The sequence below is a fragment of the Mucilaginibacter sp. genome (genome assembly GCF_028288205.1).
GTDB lineage: Bacteria > Bacteroidota > Bacteroidia > Sphingobacteriales > Sphingobacteriaceae > Mucilaginibacter.
This window is the reverse complement of sequence record NZ_JAQBOD010000054.1, coordinates 1-21,495: the sequence shown is the minus strand read 5'-3', so window position 1 is coordinate 21,495 and position 21,495 is coordinate 1. Positions and strand designations below refer to the sequence as shown.

Below are 21,495 nucleotides of genomic sequence, written 5' to 3'. Positions count from 1 at the left end.
TGTTAACTTTATCCACAAAAATCGAGGTTATTAACAAAGAAAAAGAAGCAAAAAGAAAGCTTCAACAATAATAATAACCTGTTTATTTTGCTGAAGCTAATCTAAAGGAGATGACAATTTTAATTATGTTGATAATCAATAACTTATAATTACGTCATTATAAGGAATAACGACGAAGCAATCGCAAGGATGTAATACAAATAATAGTTCGCGATTGCCGCGCTTCGCTCGCAATGACAAAAGGGACTACTTCACACTCATCAAAGCATTAAACAGCACAATATCCAGTCCATAAACATCGGGCCTTACTTGCAGGGTTCCGTCTTCATCGGTCCAGCAGGTTACATAGGTAATATATACCGGCACTTTTGGTGTTAAGTTAATTGTTGTAGGCTCAGGATTATCGGCAGCCATATCTTTTGCTATAAGATTGTATTTATCCCCTTCGCCAAATAAGTTAAGCGCCAATCCCTGCGGATCGCCCAGGCGCACACATCCATGACTTATTGCGCGCATAGACTTTTTAAAGGCTTCCTTAACGGGCGTATCATGCAGGTAAACGCTGCTTTTATTATCGAACAAGAACTTTATCTTCCCTAAAGAATTATTATCTCCCGGCTGTTGTTTAAACTCATACTCATTATCAGTTTTTGATACCGAAGCCCAATCTACATCTTCGGGCTCAATAAGCTTACCATCCTTGTAAACATTAATTCCCTTATTTCCAAGGTAATAACGGTCTTCAGCAGCCTCTTGTATTATTTCTTTATTTGCAATGCTTTGCGGAATGTTCCATACCGGGTTAACATCTACACTATGTATCAAGCTGTTTAATTGTGGTGTCGAATGTTGGTTCGGCCTGTCAACCTTATCAGTATCTACATAATTGGTTAGGTTTTTGGCATTATTCATATTACGTCCCTGGCCTACACAAACCTTCATGTTTAATACAGATTTGCCACTATCCATTACATTCAGCCTAAAATCAGGAATGTTAATAATCACATACTTTTTATCGGTTGGTTTATTCTTCCATCTTAAGCGTTCCAGGTTGGTTATAATAACCCGTTTCGTTTCTTCTGCCGACATTCCCGGAGCAACTGCGCCGCTTGCCAATGCTTTTTGCAAAGCTAAATACTGCGGGTTTGCTGGCTGTATGCTGTCCAGGTATTTTTTCATATCAGTAATCTTGAAAACTTTTGCCATGGACGCGCTGTCCGGACGTGCAGTTACCGTATAATATCGCGCGTAAATATTTTTTGGATTAACTATACCATATTGCATGGCATTAGTATATTTTATTAATGAATTGGCAGTAAGCAGCTCTAATTGGGCAATGGCATGATAAGCCTGATCGAGTGTTTTTATCTCGTTTTTGTTATAAAACTTGTTTATCAGTTTAGCTATTTCATCAGCCTTAAATATTTCCGGGTCGAGACCATGCTCATTGGCTTTTTGATAGTAGATAACTGATGCTTTAAGATCGCTGTTAAAAACATGGTCCATTACAAACATAGGGTCATAACCATTTTGATTATAATAAGCCCTGATAACCTGCGGATAGTTTAGCTTAGATTTTTTGGAGGCCAATACTTTTTTAAATATTTTGGCAAAACCTTCGGGGGTTACTTCTTTAAAAACATCATTTTGGGTTTTCAGATAGAGGACCTTGCCCATATCAGACCGGTTTTTTTTACAACTTTGAAATGTAACAGTAACGGCAAGCAGTAAAATTATAGTTAGCTTAATAAGCTTTTTAGTATCGGATAACATAAATTAAATTAATTATGATTGGACAATAGCAATAGCTATACCATTTATACGTAAAAATGAAATACCATTGTTTAAACGTAAAGTAAAATAATATGGTGTTTAAAATATATAGCAAATTAAATAGTTTTAAATAATATGGCAGATAACTACAAACCCGAAGTATGGTTGCGCGGGCCGCTGGAGGGAATACCGCCTTTATTACAGCCGGTTGCACACGCTTTGCTGCAGGCAAGGAAAGAAGTGAATGAGCTGATGGCCGATTTCCCCGAGATATTATTATGGATAAAACCGGCAGGGATGGCATCACCCGGTTTCCATTTGCAGCACATGGCAGGGGTGCTTGACCGTTTATTTACTTATGCGCAAGGGCAACCGCTTACCCGGCACCAATTGGAAAAATTATCATTAGAAGGAAAAATGCCCGAAATAGGCTACAGTGTAATAACCTTGCTTGAAATATTTAACCGCCAGGTTGATGCCGCCATTATACAACTAAGTGAAACAGACGAATCAATTTTAACTGAAATAAGAGGAGTGGGGCGCGCGCAATTACCATCAACTGTAATTGGTTTATATATGCATGCTGCCGAGCATATTATGCGGCACCTGGGGCAGTTATTGGTTACGGCGAGGATATTGAGGGGATAAAAGCCACGTTATTGCGAACGAGGTACGAGTGTGGCAATCTCTTAGTCAGCCTATCATGTAGAGATTGCTATGCTACGGAATGGCGCGTGAAAAATAGATTAATTTGTACTGCGATATAAATACCAATACCCCATTGCAGTAATCATACTAATTCCACCCAGCAGCCACCACAGTAAATTGAACCCGCCATAAAAAATTACATTGCTACCCAAAAACGGAGCAATAACCTGCGCTGCCGACCATGACATCGTATACAATGCCGCGTATTCGCCCCGGTTATACTCATTGGTGCGACTTATCCAAAATGAGTTCATGAAGGGCATGCTTAACATTTCGCCAAAAGTTATGAAAATAACAATTAGTACGGCCGTTATAGTTGTAGGCGGTAGTATGTTAAATAACATATAACCAATACCCGCCGCTATTACGCCTCCTATTATATATAATATACCGTTTCTTTTACCTTCCAGCTTGTGTACCAGTACCATTTCTATCGCGGCAATTAATACGCCGTTCAGCGCCATCAGGAAACCAATAAAGCGTTCGCTAAAGTGCCATTGAATTTTAAAGAACACCGGCTGCATAATAAAAAACTGAAAAAAACACATTCCAAAAAGTGTTGACAATACAATAAATAACAAGTATATTTTGTCTTTATAAGCCGATATGCGAACTACGGCCTTGTCTAACTTCTTCATGGTCTTGGCCACTTTTGATCGCGGCATTAATATCAGTAGTAGAACAGCCGCCAGCATATTGGTGCAGCCATCAACCCAAAACAATAAATGGTAATTAACTGATGCCAAAAAACCACCCAATGCGCCACCGAAGGCCCAGCCCAGGTTTATCGCCAATCGGTTTAAAGAGTAGGAGCGGGTTTTATTGTCATTAGTACTATAATGGGCAATTGCCGTTGAGTTTGCCGGGCGGAAAGATTCATTACAAAAGCTCAGTACAAATGTGCCTATAGCCAAGGTGATAAAAGTATGCTGAAAGCCTAAAACTATAAACAGCAGGCCGCCACTTAGCAAAGCACCAACCTGCAGATCGTAAAATCCAATTTTATCTGTAAGCTTGCCGCCGGTAAATGCCCCGGTTATAGAGCCAACGCCAAACAATGCCATAATGCTACCCGCCTGCACAATGCTAAAATGTAATTGCTGGATGCAATAAATGCTCATAAAAGGCACCACCATAGTGCCGCTACGGTTTATCAGCATTACGATGCACAGGTACCAGCTGTTTTTAGACAGACCGCTATAAGCGTTTTTGTATAATTGAATGGTGTAGGCGAGCATTAGACAAAGATATTAAATGTGCCTTTGATAAGACTTAGTTTTTAAAACTGCGTAAGTCTTTCCGGGGGATTAGATTTGACAACTTTTAAAAAGTTGTCAAATCTTCCAAAATCAACAAAAAAAGTGTTTCACATCAGGTGTTTCACCCTAAATTTGCAAAAATCGATAAAATCGTATAAATGTCTTATTATAAGCTATTTATATAGTTTTACCTAAAGTTTTTGTACTGTTTCAGAGTGTTTCACTCATTTTTTCAAGTTATTAATTATCAATAAGTTAACCTAAAAGAGTGTTTCAAGTGTTTCATATTTTTGTGAAACACTTGAGCGGTAAAATAAAGAGACTTATTGGGGTAATATCGTATTCCTGTTCCTCAACCAATGATCGGCCAAAACCAGAGCGGCCATGGCCTCAACAATAGGTACGGCTCTCGGTACAACACAAGGGTCATGGCGGCCCTTGCCTGATATTTCGGCGGCATTGCCTGCGCTGTCTATAGTAGCCTGGTTTTGCATGATGGTAGCTACCGGTTTAAAGGCCACCTTAAAATCAATAGGCATACCATTGCTGATGCCACCTTGTATGCCACCCGAGTAGTTGGTGATTGTTTTAACAACGCCTAAATTCGTTTTAACGAAGATGTCATTATGCTCTGACCCGCGCATTTCGCTGCCTGCAAAGCCCGAGCCAAATTCAAAACCATGTACAGCGTTTATGCTGAGCATAGCCTTGCCAAGTTCGGCATGCAGTTTATCAAATACAGGTTCGCCTAAGCCAACCGGGCAGTTTAGTATATGGCAGCTCACCTTGCCGCCAACGGTATCGCCCTGCTTACGCACCGAGTCAATAAACGCTATCATTTCCTCGGCAGTTGCCGGGTCGGCGCAGCGGACGATGTTTTTTTCGCGTTCGTCAATAAAGTCCTGCGCGCTGGTTATTTCTACATTAGGTGCATTGATTGTACCTACACTGCTTACATGAGCTACGATCTCTATTCCCTGGCTTTTTAATAACAGTTTGGCTAAAGCGCCTGCTGCCACACGCGCCGCGGTTTCGCGGGCAGATGAACGGCCGCCGCCACGGTGATCGCGGATGCCGTATTTGGTTTGATAAGTATAATCAGCATGCGAAGGGCGGAACACATCTGTATTGTGGTTGTAATCCTTACTGCGCTGGTCCTCGTTAGGTATCAGCATCATAATAGGTGTGCCGGTAGTTTTACCTTCAAACACGCCCGAAAGTATCCTAACCGTATCGCTCTCTTTACGCTGCGTAGTGATCTTTGACTGGCCCGGTTTGCGTTTATCCAACTCTCCTTGAATATATTCCATATCAACCGGCAATTGCGACGGACATCCGTCTATAATTACACCAATAGCTTCGCCATGCGATTCGCCAAATGTGGTTATCCTGAATAATTGTCCGAATGAATTGCCTGCCATGTTATTTAGTTATTTTCAACCGTCATTGCGAGGAACGAAGCAATCTCTGCAACAGACAGTCATTATGATAAATTTCAATATGTGGCAGTATGTAATCGTCATACCACCAACATATCGTATATTGATTAGCGAGTATAGAGATTGCTTCGTTCCCCGCGATGACGCGCGGGAGTGAGCAATCTTTTACTTTTCAGCTTTAACCTTTAAAGCTCCACAATAAATCCTACCTTCTCCAGGTCCGTCCAAAATGCAGGGTATGATTTCTCAACCACTTTTGCATCTTCTATCTCAACTTCCGGTATCAACAACGCCAGCGGCGCGAAAGCCATTGCCATGCGATGATCGTCATAAGTATTAATAAATATACGTTTCGGAATGAATTTTTCGCTGCAATCCAGTTTGTAGGTCTGGCCCTTCTCAATCAGTTTAACACCCATTTTGCCCAACTCGTTTTGTAAAGCTTTTATGCGGTCGGTTTCCTTGATCTTCAAGGTTTCTAACCCGGTAAAGGTAGCCTCATGGTTTAAAGCGGCACAAACTACGATGATGGTTTGCGCCAGGTCTGGGCATTCTTTCAGATCGAATATTTTACGGGTAACGGGTTTTGCTTCTTTAACCAAATGCACACCACCATCCCTGAATTGGGAGGTGATACCAAAATTAGCCATAAGTTCGGTAATAACACTATCACCTTGTAAGCTATATTGGGTTAAGCCGTGTAAAAACAGATCCGCCTCGTCGGCCAAAGCTGCTATGGCATACCAGTATGATGCGGCACTCCAATCGGGTTCAACAGGCAAAATGGTTTGTTTAAATTCCTGCCGGGCAATACTTATTACATTATCATTCCATCTATGCCTTATACCAGCCTGCTGCAGCATGGCCAGGGTCATTTCAACATAAGGGCGCGAAGTAAGCTCACCTTCAATATGTAGTTCTAAGCCTAAGGGCAATTTGGCGGCTATCAGTAATAGCGCGGTAATGTACTGGCTGCTGATATCTCCTTTTATAGTAATACTATTGGTTGCCTGCTTAATATTACCTTTTACACGAATGGGAGGGTAGCCCTCATTTTCCTCGTAGTCTATTTGCGCACCTAACTCGCGCAGAGCATCAACCAAAATACCAATTGGCCTTTGTTTCATGCGTTCGCTGCCGGTTAAAACAACTTCTTCATCCTGTAAAGTAAAGTAAGCGGTTAAAAAGCGCATTGCCGTACCTGCAGGGCCGATATTTACCAGTCGTAGGTCTTGAGTTTTAAGTTCTGAATCAGCATTTGAACTTCCAGTTCCGGCCTTTAAAATACCATTCAAAGTAACCGCATCTGCCGCGTCCGAAATGTTTTCAACCCTAACCTTGCCATTGCTTAGTGCCTCAATAATAAGCGCGCGGTTACATTCGCTCTTTGAGCCGGTAAGGTATACCTCGCCATTTGCAGACCTGGTTTTTTTAGTAAGCAGGATATTATGACTCATTGTGCTATTAAACGTGCGTAAGTTTTTCTGCCTGCTGTCCGGCTTCCTGATCTTTATTCATGATCTCTGTTTGTTTACGGATAGATTCGCTATGTATTAGTTCAAGCAATTTCTCTGTAAAATCCGGACTCAATTTTAAAGCCTTACCGTAGTTTATGCGTTTTGTTAATATCTCATCCCAACGGTTAACCTGCAAAATGGTAATGTTATTGTCTTTTTTGTAGGTACCTATCTGCTCAGCAATTTTCATACGCTCAGCCATTTTTTGGATGATCAGATCATCAATTTTATCAATATCATTACGCAGTTGGCTTAGTTTATCATTAACCTGCGCGTTACCGGTTTCCGGCTTGCGTAAGGTTAAACGGTCAATCAGCTCAGCCAACGCAGTTGGTGTAACTTGTTGTTTGGCATCGGTCCATGCTATGCTTGGGTCAATGTGCGATTCTATCATTAATCCCTGCATATCCAGGTCAAGCGCTTTTTGCGAAATGTAACCTATCAAATCGCGATTGCCCGAAATATGGCTCGGATCGCATATCAATGGTAAATGGGGTGCCAATGTTTTTAGGTGGATAGCGATATCCCACATTGGCTCATTACGGAAAGCAGATTTTTCGTAAGATGAAAATCCACGGTGTATAGCTGCCAGTTTAGTAATGCCCGCGTTATTGATACGCTCTAAAGCGCCAATCCATAAAGAAATATCAGGGTTAACCGGGTTCTTTACCATTACCGGTACATCAACACCATTTAAAGCGTCGGCAATTTCCTGTACGGTAAAGGGGTTAGCCGTAGAACGTGCGCCTACCCATAAAATATCAACACCTGCTTTTAAAGCCTCTTCCACATGTTTAGCGGTAGCAACCTCTACAGCTGTAGGTAAACCGGTTTCTTCTTTAGCGCGTTTAAGCCACTCTAAACCAATGCTGCCTATACCTTCAAACTCTCCTGGACGGGTACGTGGTTTCCATATACCGGCACGTAACGCGCTTACTTTACCTGTGTTTTTTAATAAATGAGCGGTAGCCACTAATTGGTCTTCGGTTTCTGCACTGCATGGACCGGCTATCAAAAGAGGCTCGCTACCTGTGGTTATCCAGGTATTTAATGGTTGTATGTTTAAATTAAGTTTCATCGTATTATTTATTTCGAATGTCGTTTATATATAAATTGTTGGTTGTTCTACTTTGCTAATTTTTTAATGCTGATGTATTTGCGTTCCGGTTTCGACGGCGGAGCGATGTTTAGCGGCTTTTCTGCGCTTGCTTCGTCTTCATGCCTTTTATATTCGCCCAGTATATTAAAATTGTGGGTGTATTTAAGTATCTGTTTTACCGCCGCATCATATTGTTTGGTTTCTTCCCATTCCACATCAACATAAAAGTTATATTCATTGCGTTTGCCTAAAATCGGCATAGATTGTATTTTACTCATGTTCACTCCCTGGTTAGCAAAAATGTTAAGCACTTTTGCTAAAGAACCAACCTGGTTGCTTACCTGGAAACATAATGATGCTTTATCAGCAGGTTTTTTAACCACATTAGCATGTGTGGTTAATATCAAAAAGCGCGTAAAGTTTTTCTTGTTCGATTCTATCCGGCGCTCTAAAATATCTAAACCATAAAGCTTTGCTGCTAAAGTATTAGCTATAGCAACGGTATCGGTTAATTTTTCATCATGTATGCGTTTGGCGCATGCGGCAGTATCGTTGCTCTCTACTATTTTAAGATGCGGATACTCATCAAAAAAATCAATACATTGGCGTATGGCAATAGGGTGGGATGTTACATATTTCACCTGCTCAAATGTAACGCCCGGCAGCGCCATTAAATGCAATTGAATAGGCAGGTAAATTTCGCCAGTAACGGGGAAGTTATAATTTAACAATAAAGAGTAGTTTGGTAAAATACTACCGGCAATGCTATTTTCTATCGCCATCACCAGATAATCAGCCTCGTTTGCTTCTAAAGCGTCAAATGTTTGCTTAAACGAGTTGCATTCAATAGTCTGGATATTTTCTCCAAAATATTTAAAGGCGGCTTCTTCATGAAACGAAGCGCGTATCCCTTGTATGGCAACTCTTGGTTTATCTTTCTTCATAAAAGCTATTAAAGCAAAAAGTCCCGGCTGGTTATTGCCGGGACTTTTCAGTTGTTAAATATGTTTGTTAGTGCATATTAGTCCCGGCTCTTACTATTAAAGTAAAAGTAGTAACCATAAAAAAATACACCAGTTAACTTCATCGTTTATTGTTTTCAATGCAAAGGTAGCAGTAAAAATTGATTTGTCAATAGATAATTTTATTTTTTGATAAAAAAGTGTAGTGAAACAAATTTTATATGGTTTGAGTAGATTTGGAAGGATATAATTTGGTGAAGGTGGTTTATTTGATATTATGTATGATTTTTTGTGGGTTTGACATTATCGCTTAGTTACATAGTCGTTCGAAGTCAGAGATATTCGAACAGCGAATGGATTATTTAAAACACTATGGATAACGGGGATTGCGGACAAAAACTATGGCTAAAATGGCTGCTGCGATCACGCTTAAACAAACTACAAACCCGCATAATACCCCAACGCATCCACAAGCTCTTCAACTGTACAATTATTATCAATATTAAACTGACCAATTGCGTTTAACAAAGTGCAGTTAATTTTACCGTTTTGGTTTTTCTTATCCTTTAACATATACGTTAAAAGGGTTTCGTTGTATTCTTCTTTTAGGTTATATCTTGGATAGAGGTCACTTAATACTTGTGTGATCTCGTTAAGCTCTTCAATGCTTAACCCGGTTTTTTTATGAGCCAGGTATGCTTCGCAGATCATACCGATTGCTATTGCCTCGCCGTGCGATAATGAATTTTCATCATTCAGTAAGGAGTAAGTTTCAACCGCGTGACCAATAGTATGACCAAAATTTAGCGCCTTACGGATGTTCTTTTCGTGCGGATCTTCCAGCACCACTTTGTTTTTTATTGCTACTGATGTATAGATCAGATCAGCAGTTGGGTTTTTAAGGTCGCTTGCTTTTAACTGGTTCCAATAGGCAGCATCGCATATCAGACCATGCTTCAGCATCTCGGCCGCGCCTGATAAAATTTGGCGCGCAGGCAAGGTCTTCAAAAATGCATATTCAATAAATACCGCTTTCGGCTGGGTAAATGTACCAACGATGTTTTTAATACTATCAATATCAATACCTGTTTTACCGCCAACAGAAGCATCTACCTGCGAAAGCAAGGTAGTGGGCACGTGTACAAAATCAATTCCGCGTTTAAAGGTCGATGCTGCAAAACCGCCCAGATCGCTTATAACGCCACCGCCCAAGTTAATTAACAAGCTTTGACGATCGGCATCAAAATCTATCAGCATTTTCCAAACGCCTATGCAAAAATCAATATCCTTGCTTTCTTCGCCTGCATTTATTTCTATAATGTCGAAATTCTCCGGATCGCCCAGTTTCTCCCTTAATAATGGCAAGCAGTATTGCGCGGTATTTTCGTCAGTTAAAACAAAAAAGCGCGAGTAACGGCCCTGCTCAATAAATTTAGCCAGTTCGCCTAAGCTATTCTCAAAATATATAAAATAATTATTACTCTGTATTGTGTCCATAACATCAAGTGTGCAGGTACCTGTATCAATTGTAGCCATAAAAATTATATCACTTTTATTTTATTATCTCTAAATTCAACCACATCGCCTTTTTTTACTTTTAAACGTTTGCGGTAATCAACCTCGCCATTATATTTTACTTCGCCTTCATCCACAACTATTTGCGCTTCGCCACCTGTTAATACCAGGTGAGTGGCTTTTAGTAATTGTATCATGGGGATATAATCGCCGGTAACTTTAAATTCTATCATGAGACAGCAAAATTAAACTATTCGCAGAATAATAAGTTATCTTAAAAGCATTTTATAATTTTGCAGCATTAACTGATCGGCCTGCTGTTGTTGTAATTATTGCAATAATGGGCCACGAATTATCGACAATGGATAAAAAACAAGCCCTGTCTTTTGAAAATACAGAGATAGCCTTTAAGCATTCATCTAATGCTGATCTAAAACGTGCGTACTGGCTGTTTAAGATAATAAATATTAATTTTTTGGTAAAGATGGGCCCGCCGATAACCAACTTCGCGGTGAAGATTGGTTTACCTGTAAAAGGACTAATAAAAGCTACCATATTTAAACATTTTTGCGGCGGCGAAACAATCCGCGAATGCGAAAAAACTATAAAAACACTGGAGACGGGGGGGGTAGGTACTATTTTAGATTATTCGATAGAAGGTGAGGATGACGAGCGTGTTTTTGATGATACCAGGGATGAAATAATCCGTACTATAAGACGCGCAATTAAAGATAAAGCTATACCTATAACTGTATTTAAAGTAACCGGGGTAGGCAGATTTGCTTTGTTAGAGAAGCTGGACGCGGCACAACCGCTTACCAATACCGAAAAGCAAGAGTGGCAAAAATTGCAAGATAGGGTATTAGCTATTTGTGAAAAGGCACATTCGGCCGGTGTGCCGGTAATGATAGATGCCGAAGAAACCTGGATACAGGATACTATTGACCTGCTGGCTATAAACATGATGCGTAAATTCAATAAAGAAAAGGCTATTGTATATAATACCTATCAGCTTTACCGTCATGGTAAGCTGGAATCACTAATGAACGATAATGAAGTTGCAGTAAAAGAAAAATTTATTTTGGGTGCCAAACTGGTGCGCGGCGCTTACATGGAAAAAGAACGCAAGCGGGCCGAAGAAAACGGCTATCCATCGCCCATACAACCAACCAAAGAGGCTACCGATAAAGACTTTGACCTGGCACTTGATTATTGCACAGACTATATAAAAAGCATTGCCTTTGTAGCCGGAACTCATAACGAGGAAAGCTGCAAACTATTGACCGAATTATTGGATAGAAAGAAAATAGATCATAAAAACTTACATGTATATTTTGCACAACTATTGGGCATGAGCGATAATCTGAGCTTTAATTTAGCTGATGCAGATTACAATGTTGCTAAATATGTTCCTTACGGGCCAATAAAAGCGGTGCTTCCATACCTGTTTCGCCGCGCGCAGGAAAACACAGCCATAGCCGGCCAGATGAGCCGTGAGCTGGGTTTGATAGTAAAGGAAATGAAACGGCGCAAGTTGTAAGAATATGGGGTGTTCCGGTGTGTCACGTCCTGAATATATTTACCATTTCAACGGCAGGCCCCTTAATCCTATTAAACATGCGCTTGCAGCTAATTTTCAATCGCTAAACACGTTAATTTAATAGTTAGATGATTTGACAATAATTTAACATGATTGATTTTCAGCCAATTATAATTTTTAGTGTACCAAGGTGTACCCAGGTGTATCAACGTGTACATGGTACAGTACAGTAACAACATTTAACGGGTATAGGTTTATTGCTGCATTTGCTTACTTCACGGGCGAACTAATTTTTTATATCGAATTTAATCACTAAACGCATTATAATAATCCGTTTGTTTTAAAGTATTGCTGTATATTATCGGGGGCCGTCATTAAGTAGGTTTGCAGGCCAAGTTTCTTAGCAGTTTCTAAATGCTGCGGACTATCATCAATAAATAAAGTCTCTGCAGGGTTAAGGTTATTTTCTTGTATTATCTGCTCAAATATTTCAACATCGGGCTTGCGTTTACCTACTAAGTGCGAGTAATAGGTTTTGTCGAACAGCCGGCTATTGTCATTCATATTATATTCTCTTTGCAGGTAATCATGCACATAGTCGTAATGGATAGCGTTAATATTACTCAGCAAAAAAGTACGGTATTTAGCTTTTAATTGTAATAACAATTCATGGTTTCCCTTTGGGATGCCTATAAATATGCTGTTCCAGGCGCTGTCAATTTGTTCGTCGGTAAGCTCGGGTTTATGGGTTAGTTCTCTAATTCGATCTCTAAAGGCGGCATTACTTATCTGGCCGCGCTCTAAAGCGTTAAATACATCATCCTGTTTACGGTGGCCGTAAAACTCATCCGCATTGGTAATACCCAGTTTCTTCCATGCCTCGGCAACCTTGCTAAAATCTATATGGAAAATTACGTTGCCATAATCAAAAATGATGTTCTTAATATTAGTCATGAGCTATTTAAATTATTGCTAAAAACTGCAATAATACCGATAAAAAGACAAATAACTATTGCAATTCATTGCGTGATAGCGGCTAACATTATGGGTAAATGTTTGTATATCAATATATGCGACCTAACATTGTAAGTTATATTTTTCTTGCTATTTCTTTTTCCTGTAATTCGCCGGACAAAAATTCAAATACCGAATATCCGATAAATGAAAAAATAGCCTATCCTAAACCCGATAGCGCAGGATATTTTACCAATATTAATACAGGGAAAGCCGATCCCGCAGAAATAATAGCTTTCGCCAGGTTACTTACCGGTATTCCTTATAAATACGCTTCAACAAACCCAAACCAGGGATTTGATTGTTCAGGTTTTATAACCTATGTTTTTAATCATTTCGGAATAGCGGTGCCCAGGAATTCAGTCGATTTTACTTTTATACATCATGAGGTTAGGCTAAATGAAGCTAAACCGGGAGATTTAATACTTTTTACCGGCACAGACAGCACCATCCGGAAAGTGGGGCATATGGGCATAGTGGTATCACATCCGGGTGAAGAAGTTAAGTTTATACATGCTACCTCGGGCAAAGCTTATGGCGTAACCGAAACTTCCTTAAATAAATATTATTCAGGACGATATGTTAAAACAATCCGTATCTTTTTGCAGAATGGTAATTAGTGTCCCAGCCGTTTCATTTTAAAAATGGCACTACAGATTTCCTACAGTTTTTTTTAATAAATAGCATAAAACCAATAACCATGACCTCAATTAAAAAAACACTTGCATACTTATTATTAAGTTTGATAATAAGCGCCCCTTTGTATGTATCAGCACAACAAAAAACAGGCTTTCATATCATAAAAGATATCTCTATCGGCAGTACCGGCGGATGGGATTATATTACTGTTGATGGTGCCAATAAACGTATTTATACATCACATGGTAACCAGGTAAACATATTGTCAACCACTACCGGCGACTCGGTAGGTTATGTGCCCAACACGCCCGGCGTACATGGCGTGGCCCTTATATCGGCGCTGAATAAAGGATATATAAGTGCAGGACGTGCCAATAAGATCATTGTTTTTGATCTGAAAACTTTTAAAATTTTAGAAGAAGTGCCGGTTGGAGAAAATCCCGACGCTATTTTTTATGATGATTTTTCAAAAAAGATCATCACCTGCAATGGACGAAGCAAAGATGCAACCGTTTTTGACCCGATTGCTGATAAAGTAGTAGCAACTATCCCTCTAAATGATAAACCCGAAACGGCTGTTTCTGACGGTAAAGGAAAAATATATATTAATGGCGAAAATACCAGCAGTATGATAGTAATTGATGCCAATACCTTTAAAGAAGTGGCCCGTTATAAAATTGACGGTGGCGAATCGCCAAGTGGTTTGGATATTGACCGTAAAACCAACCGGTTATTTATTGGCTGCGGAGGCACAAAAACTATGGTGATAATGGATGCGGCCAATGGTAAAACTGTAGCCAAATTCCCGATAGGAAGCACCGATGGTTTGGTTTTTGATCCTAAATTACAATTGGCCTACGCCTCAAATGGCGAAGGAACTATAAGTGTTGTAAAAGAAATTAGCGCCGATAAATTTGAGTTTGTAGAAAATATTGCTTCTGAACCAAGTGCACGTACCATAGGTATTGACCTGGTAACGCATCGGTTATATTTACCTGCAGCTAAAACAGAACCAGCCATAGCAGGTGGCGGGCGGCCAAAGCAAATACCCGGCACTTTCCATATTATAGAGGTAGGGAAATAACCTCACTTAGCCCTTCTCCAAAAGGAGAGGGGTTAATTTTTATATTAAATTCCTTCAGTAACCGCTTTCATTTTAGCCAACCCGGTTTTAGCAACCAGCAATGCATCCTGCGCGTAATAACTTTGATTAAATACTTCCAACGATATAATTACCGGTTTCTCCGGGTTTTTAATAATTTGTAGTATTTGTTTAAGCGGAGCAATACCATCGCCAGGGTAAATACGGTCAGGCTCTGATATTTTTGCGGGGGCTATGCCCGTCGGGTAATCATTAACATGAAATACTTCAATAGCTGTTTTACCCACAAATGGTAAACTATCCAGGCTTGAGCCGCCTTTATATATATGGAAGGCATCTAAAAGCACAAGGGCGTTTTTATGCTCACTTTCTGTAGCTACGTATAATACCTGGCTTATTTTTTTAAGGTTTTGAGATGATCCCCACATTTCAACCATTGGTATAACCCCTGTTTGGTCGCCCATTTGCAAAATAGTACGGTATCTATCGGTAATTACGTTCAGGTCTATCAACGGCAATCCTGTGGCGCCTGATGGCGGTGCAGCAATACGATGACAGCCAATTTGTGCCAGTTGCTCCATTTCGTGTTGTAACTGGTTTAATGCCGATTTTCGGGCGGCTTCATCGTCAACCATCCATTTGGCAAAGCCTATGGCATTTTCAATCTGTATGCCCAAACCTTCGATTATCTTTTTGGCTTCGGTTGTTGTGCCTCCATTTTTAAGATAGGTTTGAAAAGTATCTATCCATATCTCGACCGAGGTAAAGCCGGCTTTTGCAGCTATTTCCAGTTCTTTAATAAATCCTAATTTCTGGCCGCGTATGGTGCTCATGTTCAATGAATACTTAAAAGCATTAGACTTTTTAACAGTTGTCATGGCTGATAATGATGTATTTAATAAAGAGGCGCCGGTAGCCAAACCTAAAGTTTGTAAAGCTTGCCTGCGATTTAGTGATAGGTTGCCCATATTTTAGAAAAGCATGTTTGTAAATGCTGTTAACAAAAATATACTATTTTAAATAAAATAAGACTTTGTAAATTGAAGGTAAAGTCGTAAAATTGCAACCTGAAATTTAACAAGTTTCTGCGCGCCTATAGCTCAGTTGGTTAGAGTAGAAGACTCATAATCTTTTGGTCCCTGGTTCGAGCCCAGGTGGGCGCACTGAATTGTAAAAACCCCGATTCTAATGCAGAATCGGGGTTTTTATTTTAGAGAATTTTTAGAAAGTATATTTAAACGCTATAAGGGGTATGTTCTGGGTCCTATTCCTATTCCGCCTCCTATGTAACTTTCTTATCTAAAAACCATAGGACTTTTTTCATAAGCGAAACACGTTTGTTTGTAAAAGGATGATCGGTTTTCCAAACCTCATAATCAAAAAAAGCTTTATTGTTTTTTTTGACCACATCTGCAACATGCTTATTTAAGGAGGTTTCATCCAGCATAACAATTTGCTTGTTAGCTAAGAAAGCTGCATTTTTTTGCAGATTAAAATAATCAGGGTCACTTAAAACCGGCGAATATATTTCAGTAGTGTTTGCGTTTAGCATAAAGTATTTACCATTGGCTTTTTCGATCTGCTTAAAAATATCTTTTCCTTGTGTTGATTTATATCTGCATGAATATCCCAGGTAGAAAGTGCAAAACCTTTTTTACACCCGGTAGATAGGATAGCGCCTTTAAACACACAAAACCGCCCAGACTATGGCCAAACAAGGCAATATTAGCCGTATCTATTCTAAACTTTAGTGTATTCTTTTTACACCAGGCCACTCGTCTTCTCTCAGTTCGTTGGCATGCTGGAGTTGATCCAAAAGGAACTGGTTAACCGAAATATAGGCTTTAGCCGTTTGACGGGACAAACCCGTAACCGGCCGCAAGTTATTAATGAGTTCCAAAGCGATATAAACAAACGGATGTTCCTTATCAGCCTAAAAGTAGGCGGTCATCCAAACGGATGCCGGCCGGTTAAGCGCCTTTTCCAAAGCGAATCTGCTCGATTTACTCAGCGCAGCCGAAAATTAACCGTATCTTGCGCGCTTATTCAAAACAAATCATGGCAACAGGAACCGTAAAATTTTTTAATGAAACCAAAGGCTTCGGCTTTATTACCCCGGATCAGGGCGGCAAGGAAGTATTCGTACATGTGACCGGCCTGCAGGACGAGATCCGCGAAGGCGATTCAGTTACTTACGAAGTGGAAGATGGCAAAAAAGGCCCGAGCGCGGTTAACGTAAAAATAGCTTAACCTTGGCCAGATCAACCGAAACGTTCAGTAAAAAAGAAAAAGAAAAAAAGCGGCTGAAAAAGGCTAAAGAAAAAATAGAAAGAGCCGAAGAACGTAAATCAACTACGGTCAAAGGCAAGACTTTGGAAGATATGATGGCCTATACCGATGAATATGGCAATATCACTTCCACGCCGCCTGATCCTTCCCGGAAATTAAAGGTCAACTCTGCCGATATCCAGATCGCCATCCCCAAACAGGAAGATATCGTGCAGGAAATTGTCCGTACCGGCATCGTCGGTTTTTTCAACGAAGCCAAAGGATACGGCTTTATCAAAGATATGCAGACCCAGGAAAGCATCTTTGTACACGTCAACAGTTTGACCGAGCCCATTAAAGAAAACAATAAAGTGAGCTTTGAGATCGAGCAGGGTTTAAAGGGGCCGACCGCGGTCAACGTCCGGCTTTCCAACTAAGCATCCCATGAAAGTCATCATTGCCGAGAAACCATCCGTTGGGCGCGAGATCGCCAGAGTATTCGGCGCCACCGCCAAACATGACGGTTATATGGAAGGCAAGGGTTATACCTTTACCTGGGCCTTTGGCCATTTATTGCAGCTGGCTGCGCCGCAGGAGTATGGGTATTATGGCTGGAGCGTGCAGCACCTGCCGATGTAAATTTCAAGTTGTCGGTTCGTAAATCTGTGCTGCTTTAATGACCCGGCCCGGCAGGCGGAGGTAGAGGAGATGGTGGATTTTTACCTGGATGGCCAGACGCGTCGCCTGGCATAGACCGAATCGGAACTGGATGAGGCGCGTCAGGAAAATTCTTCAGTTGCTCCGCTCCGTTATTGCCGGGGATAAAAGCGGTCACCAATGGCCTTTCCGTTTTCCGCAACAGCGATACCCGGACCTTGCAAATGATGGTCAGGGGGCTGAACTATCAATGCCCCCACCAGCCCGCTGATCGTGGTCGATACGATTTACAGTAGCGCAACAGCTTACTGATAACAGATATCCCCAATTTTATCAGTTACTTGTATGAATACACCGAGAAAGTACTCAATGGTAAAGATGAGTTGAGAGCCAACCGGAAAGATCAGTCATTCGGCGCAGGATTTTGGTTTGAACCGGCGAAAGAATAGCAGTAAAAAGAAAGCGTTCCTATATCAGCCTATAGTTTTTTTATTTTTTTAAATAAAAAAATATTTTTAGCAATTGGATAAATGATAAAAATTTGTAATTTCGTGTACGTACACGAAATTATTTTTAATAACATTCAATTGAAACATTTAAATAAATGATAAAAATATTTAATGGTAAGATTATTACTCCCTACCGAATAATTCCTAATGGAACAATCTTAATCAAAGATGGAATAATTGTGGAAGCTGTTGCCGGAGATATAGAAATTGAAGGAGCAACAGAAATAGATGCAAAGGGTAAATTTATTGCTCCGGGCTTTATAGACCTGCATATACACGGTGGTGGCGGACACGATTTTATGGATTGCTCTGAGGCTGGCTTTTTAGAAATTGCAAAAACCCATGCTAAATATGGCACCACAGCCATGCTGCCAACAACTTTGTCAAGCGGAAAGGAAGATTTACTGCAAACCATAGAAACGTATAAACTTGCAGATGAAAAAAACAGCGCTGGAGCTCAATTTTTAGGCTTGCATTTAGAAGGACCGTATTTCGCCATGAACCAACGCGGTGCCCAGGACCCACGCTATATCCGCGATCCTGATCCGGAAGAATATCGGGAAATACTATCCAATACTTCAGTTATTAAACGCTGGAGCGCGGCTCCGGAATTAAAAGGCGCAATTGAGTTTGGCAGATATCTATTATCAAAAGGTGTATTGCCGGCTATAGCACATACCGATGCAGTTTATGAAGAAGTAGTTGATGCTTTTGAAAATGGATATACACTGGCAACGCACCTTTATTCTGGCATGTCTGGTGTAACGCGAAGAAATGCTTTCCGTTATGCAGGTGTAATAGAAAGCGCATTTATTATTGATGCAATGGACGTTGAAATTATAGCCGATGGCATTCATCTTCCGCCGCCATTATTAAAATTAATTTATAAAATAAAAGGGCCAGACCGCATAGCGTTGATTACAGATGCTATGCGTGCTGCCGGTATGCCGCCTGGCAACAGTATTTTAGGCAGCAAAAAAAATGGACTTGATGTAATTGTAGAAGATGGTGTTGCTAAATTACCTGATCGTTCTGCATTTGCCGGAAGCGTTGCAACCGCCGACAGGCTTGTGCGAACTATGGTTAAAATGGCTGATGTTCCGTTAATAGAAGCGATACGGATGATTTCCATGACACCGGCAAAAATTATTGGAGTAGCTGATAAAAAAGGGTCATTAGTTGCCGGAAAAGATGGAGATGTGGTAATATTTAACGATGATATTGAAATAGATACAACTGTAATAAAAGGAAAAGTAGTTTATCAGAAAGTTTATTAATCCAATTTTAAAACTAAACAATTAAAATATCTGCTCCCATTATTAAAACAACTAATAATTATAAAAATATTAAAACAATGCCCTATACAATTAATAAAGACAGCCTGGCAATAAAAGTATTCGAATCCAGATCATCAATGGGTTTAGATGCAGCAAATATGGTAAGTGAAAAAATTTGTGAACTGTTAAAAACAAAGCAGTTTGTTAATATGATTTTTGCAGCAGCACCTTCACAAAATGACTTTTTAGATGAATTGATTAAGAAGGATATTGAGTGGAACCGCATCAATGCTTTCCATATGGATGAGTATGTAGGTTTAGACGCAAATGCCCCGCAAGGATTTGGTACTTTTTTAAAGGATAGATTATTTAAAAAAGTACCATTTCATTCTGTGCAATATATTAATGGCAATGCAGACGATTTGAAAGTGGAATGTGACCGGTATGCCAATTTATTGAGCCTTCAGCCTGCTGATATCGTTTGTATGGGTATTGGAGAAAATACACATTTGGCTTTCAATGATCCGCATGTAGCCGATTTTAACGATCAAAATATTGTCAAGATTGTTGACCTGGATATGGAGTGCAGGCAGCAGCAGGTTAATGATGGTTGTTTTAATACGATGGAAGAAGTGCCCACACACGCTTTAACCTTAACCATTCCAACTTTAATTAAGCCTACCTATGTTTATTGTATAGTTCCTGGTGAAAAAAAGGCGAAAGCTGTTTATCAGACTTTAAATGAAAGCATAACAGAAAAATACCCCTCAACCATTTTACGGAAACATCAAAATGCAATTTTGTTTATTGATGAAAAAAGCAGCGTACTTATTTAATAATTTAGCAGCGGCTATTACAGATGATTTTTATCATCCAGTTATCATTAAATACTGATGTTAACAAGCCTAAATTGTTGAAACAAGCATTTATCTAATTTAGTATGAAGTATTTTAAAATGGAACAGTCCATGCGTTGGTATGGACCGAATGACCCGGTAAGTTTATCAGATATCCGTCAGGCAGGGTGCTCAGGCGTTGTGACTGCTTTGCATCATATTTCTAACGGAAACATCTGGACCGTGGAAGAGATCCAAAAAAGGAAATCAATTATAGAAAGTGCCGGCATGAACTGGAACGTAGTTGAAAGTGTGCCTGTACATGAAGCTATTAAAACCCAAACCGGTAATTACAAACAATATCTGGAAAATTATAAAACCACTATCCGGAATTTAGCTGCTTGCGGCATTCATATAGTCACTTACAACTTTATGCCTATTTTGGATTGGACCCGTACTGATTTAGCCTTTACTGTAGAAGACGGATCAAAGGCCCTTCGTTTTGAAAAAGCTGCTTTTATTGCTTTTGATCTGTTTATTTTGAAGCGGAAAAATGCAGAATCGGATTATACTGATCAAGAAATAGAGTTAGCCGAAAAACGCTTTGAGGCGATGAATACCGATGAGAAAAATCAGTTACAGCGTAACATTATAGCTGGCCTACCCGGAAGTGAAGAAAGTTTTACTATTGCGGAATTTCAGGCTGCCTTAGATACTTACCTGGGAATTGATGAAGCAAAGCTACGCCAACATTTAATAGATTTTTTACAAGAAGTAATACCGGTAGCAGATGAGTGTGGGGTTAAACTGGTTATCCATCCGGATGATCCGCCTTACAGTATTTTAGGTTTGCCCAGGGTTGTTAGCACAGCTGCTGATCTGGAAGCTCTGTTTACTGCAGTTCCATCGCTAAACAATGGTTTATGTTTTTGCACCGGATCTTTTGGAGTAAGGCCAGATAATGATTTGCCCAAAATGGTAAGCCAATTTGCTAACCGTATAAATTTCTTACATCTAAGAAGCACCAAAAGAAATGAATTTGGTGATTTTTATGAGGACAATCACCTGGAAGGTGACGTAGATATGTATGCCGTTATCAGTGAAATTTTTAAAGCGATGCAACAAAGGAAAATAAACATTCCAATGCGGCCGGATCATGGTCATCAAATGCTGGATGACTTGAACAAGAAAACTAACCCCGGTTACTCGGCAATTGGCCGTTTACGCGGATTGGCAGAACTTAGGGGTTTAGAAATGGGTATTATGCGGTCTGCTAATATTTAAGTTTATACTAATTTCTGATTTTAACATATAAAAATTTCAGGTAAGAATAAATGAAAAAGGACAACGATATAGAATTATCAGGCGTAAAAGAAATAGCC

General features: G+C 39.9%; 21 protein-coding genes, 1 tRNA gene and 1 pseudogene. 12 read left to right on the top strand and 11 right to left on the bottom strand.

Annotated elements, in window-relative coordinates; genetic code table 11:
* Positions 1-246 precede the first annotated feature (246 nt).
* Positions 247-1,773 carry a L,D-transpeptidase family protein gene (locus tag JWR23_RS12345; RefSeq protein ID WP_299516409.1) on the bottom strand — a complete coding sequence of 509 codons (1,527 nt, stop codon included), beginning with the start codon at positions 1,771-1,773 and terminating at the stop codon, positions 247-249.
* A gap of 135 nt (positions 1,774-1,908) precedes the next feature.
* On the opposite strand from JWR23_RS12345, the gene JWR23_RS12340 reads away from it, so the two are divergent.
* Positions 1,909-2,421 carry a DinB family protein gene (locus JWR23_RS12340; RefSeq protein WP_299516407.1) on the top strand — a complete coding sequence of 171 codons (513 nt, stop codon included), beginning with the start codon at positions 1,909-1,911 and terminating at the stop codon, positions 2,419-2,421.
* Between the two features lie 98 nt (positions 2,422-2,519).
* Here JWR23_RS12340 and JWR23_RS12335 read toward each other — a convergent pair whose 3' ends face one another.
* The 7 genes from JWR23_RS12335 to JWR23_RS12305 all read right to left on the bottom strand — a co-directional run bounded on the left by JWR23_RS12335 (position 2,520) and on the right by JWR23_RS12305 (position 10,505).
* Positions 2,520-3,719, bottom strand: coding sequence for an MFS transporter (locus tag JWR23_RS12335; protein ID WP_299516405.1), 1,200 nt, complete (start codon positions 3,717-3,719; stop codon positions 2,520-2,522).
* 344 nt (positions 3,720-4,063) lie between these two features.
* Positions 4,064-5,161 (bottom strand): chorismate synthase, encoded by a 1,098-nt coding sequence (gene aroC / locus JWR23_RS12330; RefSeq protein WP_299516403.1) that lies wholly within the window; start codon positions 5,159-5,161, stop codon positions 4,064-4,066.
* A 203-nt stretch (positions 5,162-5,364) separates the two neighbouring features.
* Complete coding sequence (gene aroA / locus JWR23_RS12325; protein WP_299516402.1) at positions 5,365-6,636, bottom strand: 3-phosphoshikimate 1-carboxyvinyltransferase; 1,272 nt, start codon at positions 6,634-6,636, stop codon at positions 5,365-5,367.
* A 7-nt stretch (positions 6,637-6,643) separates the two neighbouring features.
* A complete protein-coding gene (locus JWR23_RS12320) occupies positions 6,644-7,774 on the bottom strand; it encodes a bifunctional 3-deoxy-7-phosphoheptulonate synthase/chorismate mutase type II (RefSeq protein WP_299516400.1) in 1,131 nt (376 codons plus the stop codon).
* A gap of 47 nt (positions 7,775-7,821) precedes the next feature.
* The gene (locus tag JWR23_RS12315) at positions 7,822-8,739 is read right to left on the bottom strand and encodes a prephenate dehydratase (RefSeq protein ID WP_299516399.1); all 918 of its coding nucleotides are present in this window, start codon (positions 8,737-8,739) and stop codon (positions 7,822-7,824) included.
* Positions 8,740-9,195: 456 nt separating this feature from the next.
* The gene (aroB, locus tag JWR23_RS12310) at positions 9,196-10,293 is read right to left on the bottom strand and encodes a 3-dehydroquinate synthase (RefSeq protein ID WP_367277551.1); all 1,098 of its coding nucleotides are present in this window, start codon (positions 10,291-10,293) and stop codon (positions 9,196-9,198) included.
* A gap of 5 nt (positions 10,294-10,298) precedes the next feature.
* Positions 10,299-10,505, bottom strand: coding sequence for an RNA-binding S4 domain-containing protein (locus JWR23_RS12305; RefSeq protein WP_299516398.1), 207 nt, complete (start codon positions 10,503-10,505; stop codon positions 10,299-10,301).
* 128 nt (positions 10,506-10,633) lie between these two features.
* Between JWR23_RS12305 and JWR23_RS12300 the strand changes: the two genes are divergently transcribed.
* Entirely contained in the window at positions 10,634-11,812 is a 1,179-nt protein-coding gene (locus JWR23_RS12300) for a proline dehydrogenase family protein (RefSeq protein WP_299516397.1), read from the top strand.
* Between the two features lie 321 nt (positions 11,813-12,133).
* On the opposite strand, the gene JWR23_RS12295 is transcribed toward JWR23_RS12300, so the two are convergent.
* The gene (locus JWR23_RS12295) at positions 12,134-12,766 is read right to left on the bottom strand and encodes an HAD family phosphatase (protein WP_299516396.1); all 633 of its coding nucleotides are present in this window, start codon (positions 12,764-12,766) and stop codon (positions 12,134-12,136) included.
* 116 nt (positions 12,767-12,882) lie between these two features.
* On the opposite strand from JWR23_RS12295, the gene JWR23_RS12290 reads away from it, so the two are divergent.
* A complete protein-coding gene (locus JWR23_RS12290; protein WP_299516395.1) occupies positions 12,883-13,446 on the top strand; it encodes an NlpC/P60 family protein in 564 nt (187 codons plus the stop codon).
* Between the two features lie 80 nt (positions 13,447-13,526).
* Positions 13,527-14,549 carry a YncE family protein gene (locus JWR23_RS12285; RefSeq protein WP_299516394.1) on the top strand — a complete coding sequence of 341 codons (1,023 nt, stop codon included), beginning with the start codon at positions 13,527-13,529 and terminating at the stop codon, positions 14,547-14,549.
* Positions 14,550-14,593: 44 nt separating this feature from the next.
* On the opposite strand, the gene JWR23_RS12280 is transcribed toward JWR23_RS12285, so the two are convergent.
* On the bottom strand, positions 14,594-15,535 hold the full coding sequence (locus JWR23_RS12280; protein ID WP_299516393.1) for a sugar phosphate isomerase/epimerase: 942 nt from the start codon (positions 15,533-15,535) through the stop codon (positions 14,594-14,596).
* Between the two features lie 121 nt (positions 15,536-15,656).
* Here JWR23_RS12280 and JWR23_RS12275 point away from each other — a divergent pair.
* Positions 15,657-15,730: transfer RNA gene (locus tag JWR23_RS12275), tRNA-Ile, on the top strand.
* 119 nt (positions 15,731-15,849) lie between these two features.
* On the opposite strand, the gene JWR23_RS12270 is transcribed toward JWR23_RS12275, so the two are convergent.
* Positions 15,850-16,119 (bottom strand): hypothetical protein, encoded by a 270-nt coding sequence (locus JWR23_RS12270; protein WP_299516392.1) that lies wholly within the window; start codon positions 16,117-16,119, stop codon positions 15,850-15,852.
* A 198-nt stretch (positions 16,120-16,317) separates the two neighbouring features.
* Here JWR23_RS12270 and JWR23_RS12265 point away from each other — a divergent pair, with 198 nt between their 5' ends.
* From JWR23_RS12265 to uxuA, 7 genes and pseudogenes are all read left to right on the top strand, one after another.
* Positions 16,318-16,644, top strand: coding sequence for a C-terminal helicase domain-containing protein (locus JWR23_RS12265; protein ID WP_299516391.1), 327 nt, complete (start codon positions 16,318-16,320; stop codon positions 16,642-16,644).
* Complete coding sequence (locus tag JWR23_RS12260; protein WP_299516389.1) at positions 16,626-16,817, top strand: cold-shock protein; 192 nt, start codon at positions 16,626-16,628, stop codon at positions 16,815-16,817. Before JWR23_RS12265 ends, JWR23_RS12260 begins: the two co-directional genes overlap by 19 nt.
* Positions 16,818-16,819: 2 nt before the next feature.
* Positions 16,820-17,272: a cold-shock protein gene (locus JWR23_RS12255; protein ID WP_299516387.1), complete on the top strand. Its 453-nt coding sequence runs from the start codon at positions 16,820-16,822 to the stop codon at positions 17,270-17,272.
* A gap of 7 nt (positions 17,273-17,279) precedes the next feature.
* Positions 17,280-17,471, top strand: a pseudogene (locus tag JWR23_RS12250) (DNA topoisomerase III); the annotation flags it as partial.
* A 625-nt stretch (positions 17,472-18,096) separates the two neighbouring features.
* Complete coding sequence (nagA, locus tag JWR23_RS12245; RefSeq protein ID WP_299516385.1) at positions 18,097-19,278, top strand: N-acetylglucosamine-6-phosphate deacetylase; 1,182 nt, start codon at positions 18,097-18,099, stop codon at positions 19,276-19,278.
* A 77-nt stretch (positions 19,279-19,355) separates the two neighbouring features.
* On the top strand, positions 19,356-20,114 hold the full coding sequence (locus JWR23_RS12240) for a glucosamine-6-phosphate deaminase (RefSeq protein ID WP_299516384.1): 759 nt from the start codon (positions 19,356-19,358) through the stop codon (positions 20,112-20,114).
* A 104-nt stretch (positions 20,115-20,218) separates the two neighbouring features.
* Positions 20,219-21,397 (top strand): mannonate dehydratase, encoded by a 1,179-nt coding sequence (uxuA, locus tag JWR23_RS12235; protein ID WP_299516382.1) that lies wholly within the window; start codon positions 20,219-20,221, stop codon positions 21,395-21,397.
* Positions 21,398-21,495 lie beyond the last annotated feature (98 nt).

Excerpts from the sequence above, each read along its gene's own strand:
- JWR23_RS12345 (WP_299516409.1), bottom strand. The coding sequence starts at position 1,773 with ATGTTATCCGATACTAAAAAGCTTATTAAGCTAACTATAATTTTACTG.
- JWR23_RS12340 (WP_299516407.1), top strand. The coding sequence starts at position 1,909 with ATGGCAGATAACTACAAACCCGAAGTATGGTTGCGCGGGCCGCTGGAG.
- JWR23_RS12335 (WP_299516405.1), bottom strand. The coding sequence starts at position 3,719 with ATGCTCGCCTACACCATTCAATTATACAAAAACGCTTATAGCGGTCTG.
- aroC (WP_299516403.1), bottom strand. The coding sequence starts at position 5,161 with ATGGCAGGCAATTCATTCGGACAATTATTCAGGATAACCACATTTGGC.
- aroA (WP_299516402.1), bottom strand. The coding sequence starts at position 6,636 with ATGAGTCATAATATCCTGCTTACTAAAAAAACCAGGTCTGCAAATGGC.
- JWR23_RS12320 (WP_299516400.1), bottom strand. The coding sequence starts at position 7,774 with ATGAAACTTAATTTAAACATACAACCATTAAATACCTGGATAACCACA.
- JWR23_RS12315 (WP_299516399.1), bottom strand. The coding sequence starts at position 8,739 with ATGAAGAAAGATAAACCAAGAGTTGCCATACAAGGGATACGCGCTTCG.
- aroB (WP_367277551.1), bottom strand. The coding sequence starts at position 10,293 with ATGGCTACAATTGATACAGGTACCTGCACACTTGATGTTATGGACACA.
- JWR23_RS12305 (WP_299516398.1), bottom strand. The coding sequence starts at position 10,505 with ATGATAGAATTTAAAGTTACCGGCGATTATATCCCCATGATACAATTA.
- JWR23_RS12300 (WP_299516397.1), top strand. The coding sequence starts at position 10,634 with ATGGATAAAAAACAAGCCCTGTCTTTTGAAAATACAGAGATAGCCTTT.
- JWR23_RS12295 (WP_299516396.1), bottom strand. The coding sequence starts at position 12,766 with ATGACTAATATTAAGAACATCATTTTTGATTATGGCAACGTAATTTTC.
- JWR23_RS12290 (WP_299516395.1), top strand. The coding sequence starts at position 12,883 with ATGCGACCTAACATTGTAAGTTATATTTTTCTTGCTATTTCTTTTTCC.
- JWR23_RS12285 (WP_299516394.1), top strand. The coding sequence starts at position 13,527 with ATGACCTCAATTAAAAAAACACTTGCATACTTATTATTAAGTTTGATA.
- JWR23_RS12280 (WP_299516393.1), bottom strand. The coding sequence starts at position 15,535 with ATGGGCAACCTATCACTAAATCGCAGGCAAGCTTTACAAACTTTAGGT.
- JWR23_RS12270 (WP_299516392.1), bottom strand. The coding sequence starts at position 16,119 with ATGCTAAACGCAAACACTACTGAAATATATTCGCCGGTTTTAAGTGAC.
- JWR23_RS12260 (WP_299516389.1), top strand. The coding sequence starts at position 16,626 with ATGGCAACAGGAACCGTAAAATTTTTTAATGAAACCAAAGGCTTCGGC.
- nagA (WP_299516385.1), top strand. The coding sequence starts at position 18,097 with ATGATAAAAATATTTAATGGTAAGATTATTACTCCCTACCGAATAATT.
- JWR23_RS12240 (WP_299516384.1), top strand. The coding sequence starts at position 19,356 with ATGCCCTATACAATTAATAAAGACAGCCTGGCAATAAAAGTATTCGAA.
- uxuA (WP_299516382.1), top strand. The coding sequence starts at position 20,219 with ATGAAGTATTTTAAAATGGAACAGTCCATGCGTTGGTATGGACCGAAT.